Genomic DNA, 240 nt, shown 5'->3' with positions numbered 1-240 from the left:
TTATGAAGGAGCGCGGCACGATACTGGCGGGCTTTAGCGATGTGACCGCGATTCAGTGTGCGCTACTGGCAAAAGGCGGTATGAGCTCACTTGCCGCGCCGATGCTCTATAGCGAGTTTGGCAAAACCAAACCCGACCAAGTCAGCTGTCGCCAATTTGTAGAAGCATTAACCAATCCCAATCTGACTATCAATATAGCAGATGCGTCGTTAACCAGTGTAAATTTACCCAGTATTCTGA

The 240-nt window shown here is 49.2% G+C and carries 1 protein-coding gene; it reads left to right on the top strand.

The features are described 5' to 3' along the window. Positions 1-240 (top strand): S66 peptidase family protein (locus AAEZ05_RS30040; RefSeq protein ID WP_350650306.1); only part of this gene is annotated, 240 nt, incomplete at both ends.

The organism is Pseudomonas sp. HY13-MNA-CIBAN-0226 (assembly GCF_040310305.1).
Classification (GTDB): Bacteria; Pseudomonadota; Gammaproteobacteria; order Pseudomonadales; family Pseudomonadaceae; genus Aquipseudomonas; species Aquipseudomonas gregormendelii.
Note: the sequence above shows the minus strand (reverse complement) of the source record. Positions and strands in the feature narration are given on the sequence as shown.